Below are 2,728 nucleotides of genomic sequence, written 5' to 3' on the forward strand. Positions count from 1 at the left end.
ATGCACCGAATGTTCAACATATTTGCTTTAATGCTACTTTGGTGGAACGAGAGAGTAGCTGATAGAAGAAGATTTTACATTCAAGTTGAATTGCAAACTATTTTCTTATCCTTTAAAATAGGAAGAGGTGTAATAATACGATTCCGGGGGGGAACAGAGCATGAAGAAAATTATTATGTTTTTAATTTTAGTGATTCTACTATTATCAACAGCATCTTTTGCAACAACATATGATGAAAGTGAGATTGAGTCCATTGCAGAAACAAAAGGGGATCGATCAACTGTATTTTTTAAAGACATGAAATCCATGGGCTTAACAGATGGAAACGGAAAGTTGATTCCTTTAGTGAGAGCCTATAGTACGATAGTATGGCAAGATGAAATATATGATCATTTTGTAGTGGAAATAAATACCGGTAAGATAGACAGTCAAGGTATAAGTATTTTTAAAGTGGGTGTGATTGATAAAAACGGTAAAGAAATATTTGAACCTGTTTATGATAGAGCTATGATTGTGAGAAATAATCGTGTTGTGCTTAGAAATAATACAAGTGGATTAGAAGGTGTTTACTCATATGATGGAACTCCAATTATTCCTATGGAAGCTGGCTACAATGAGATTTTAAGATTGAATGGCTGGGCAGTAATCGAAAAACCAAAACCCTATTATTATAATATTGATTACAATCTGTTTACCGTTCAAAAAGGAAATAAATTTGGTATCCTCGATAACAATGGGAAAAAAGTGACTGAAATTGATTATGATATGATAGATTCACATGTAATTGATGCAATAGGTTTATTGCGTGTCAATAAAAATGGTCTATATGGGTATATAAATAAGCAAGGAAAAGTAGTCATACCATTAGTTTATAAAAATATTTACTATGACAATGGCTATCTTGTGGCTCAAAATGATAAAGTGAAATTTGCCTTGTTGACTACTGCAAACAAAGTTCTTTTACCTTTTGAATACGACAGAATTTTTATAAGCTCTGATAAGAAAATTTATGTGGATCAAAATGAAAAGAGATATGAATTTAATCCCAAAACCAATACAAAGACATTTGTGAAAAATCTAGAGTATGACCCTTTAGTTTATGCTTCATATCCTTCAAGTTGGGCTGAAAAAAGTATTAAAGAATTGAAAAATACTGGACAATTCAAGAGTGAATCCTTTAATGCTTATCAGAAGAATATCACAAGAAAGGACTTTATTTATCTTGCTGTAAGAATTTATGAACTCTTTGATGGAAAAGAAATCATACCTGATCCGTCTATCAGGTTTAATGATACGAGTGATATATACGCATTAAAAGGTGCAACAATCGGTATAACCACTGGTGTAGGAAATGGAAACTTTGGACCAAATCAAGAATTAACAAGGGAGCAGTTGGCAGTAATGATGATTAATACACTGCAGCTTGGCAACTTGCATTTATCGGAAAATGCAAACTATTCATTTGAGGATGAGAATAAGTTCTCTGCCTGGGCTAAGGAAAAGATATATCTTGCTAAAGCAAATGGTATTATCAGCGGCACAGGTAAAGATTTGTTCAATGCTCAGGGTCAAGCGACAATAGAACAAGCACTTGTCATTACAAATCAAATTCTTAAAAACAATATGGGGAAAGAGTGGAAGGCAAATGGTGATGGTCACACCATTGAATTGCCAGTTAGTTCAGTGGTTTACGCGGATAAAAAAATAGAGGATTTGCAATGGGGCAAGGTAAATGTGGCAGAAAATCAGGTATTAATTGATGCACTTTCTAAATATGGAAAGGTTGATGCACTTGCACAAGATGCTAAAATTATACCTAATAGTATTGGAATCACATATTATTATGATGGTAATAGACAGAGATCATCTTCAGATATGTCAATTTACTTTCCCAGTGAAGGTGTACTTAAAATTACTTTAAATTCATATGATGAAACCATCAAAGCTATTATTAAGGACTTTATGTATATTAGTTTTGGAGAAGCGTATATTAAAGACACTTTAAATAGAATATTTGCAGACATTGAATCTACTAAAATAATCAAGAACTCAGGCAATATATGGTATACAACTCAAGATCTTAGTGGTAAAACAGTGATATTAGAAAAGACAAAAATTGAGTATAACGAAGAAAGCTTCTTTGAAATCAAGGTGTTTTATTAAAAATTCTTCCTTTTACGATGAAGTTGTTAATTGGGTGGTCTATAAAATTGGTGTATATAATTTAAAGAATATAGGTGGATAAAAGAATATAAATGGATTAATGGGTATAAATGGATTAAAGGATATAAAAGGAGGAAGACATGTCATTTCAAAAAATAGATAAAGAAAACAGTGAACGTAAAACAGGCCGTAATTGCATCATGGTGTATGGCTATAATGAATCAGACTTAGACCTAATTGATACTTGCCGTAAAACAGCTGGCATAGATGAAATGATCCTCATCTTAGAATCAGAGATTGAATGGCTATTGGAAAGGTTACTTGAAAAAGAAGCTTACAGTCTATCAGGTTTTACGCTTGATACCCAGCCATCACTGGTTAATACAATCATCTTTAGCGGTACCTCACACCTTGAACTAGATCGATTTATTGAAGCGTCAAAAACTATAGCGATTTCAAGACCTATTTTTGCAGGTACAACGCCAAACAATTTAGGCTGGCGTTTTGAAGAGCTTGTGGATGAGCTCATAAAGGAAAGGGAAGAAATAAAGAAAATGAGAGCAC

The 2,728-nt window shown here is 32.9% G+C and carries 2 protein-coding genes; both read left to right on the forward strand.

Features of this window, described 5'->3' with window-relative positions; all coding sequences use genetic code 11:
• The first annotated feature begins 160 nt into the window (after window positions 1–160).
• Window positions 161–2,164, forward strand: coding sequence for a WG repeat-containing protein (locus AC220I_RS20995; protein WP_486725824.1), 2,004 nt, complete (start codon window positions 161–163; stop codon window positions 2,162–2,164).
• 140 nt (window positions 2,165–2,304) lie between these two features.
• The coding region (locus AC220I_RS21000; protein WP_486725825.1) for a DUF3783 domain-containing protein at window positions 2,305–2,728 on the forward strand (424 nt) is incomplete at its 3' end.

The sequence above is a fragment of the Fusibacter sp. genome (assembly GCF_057447755.1).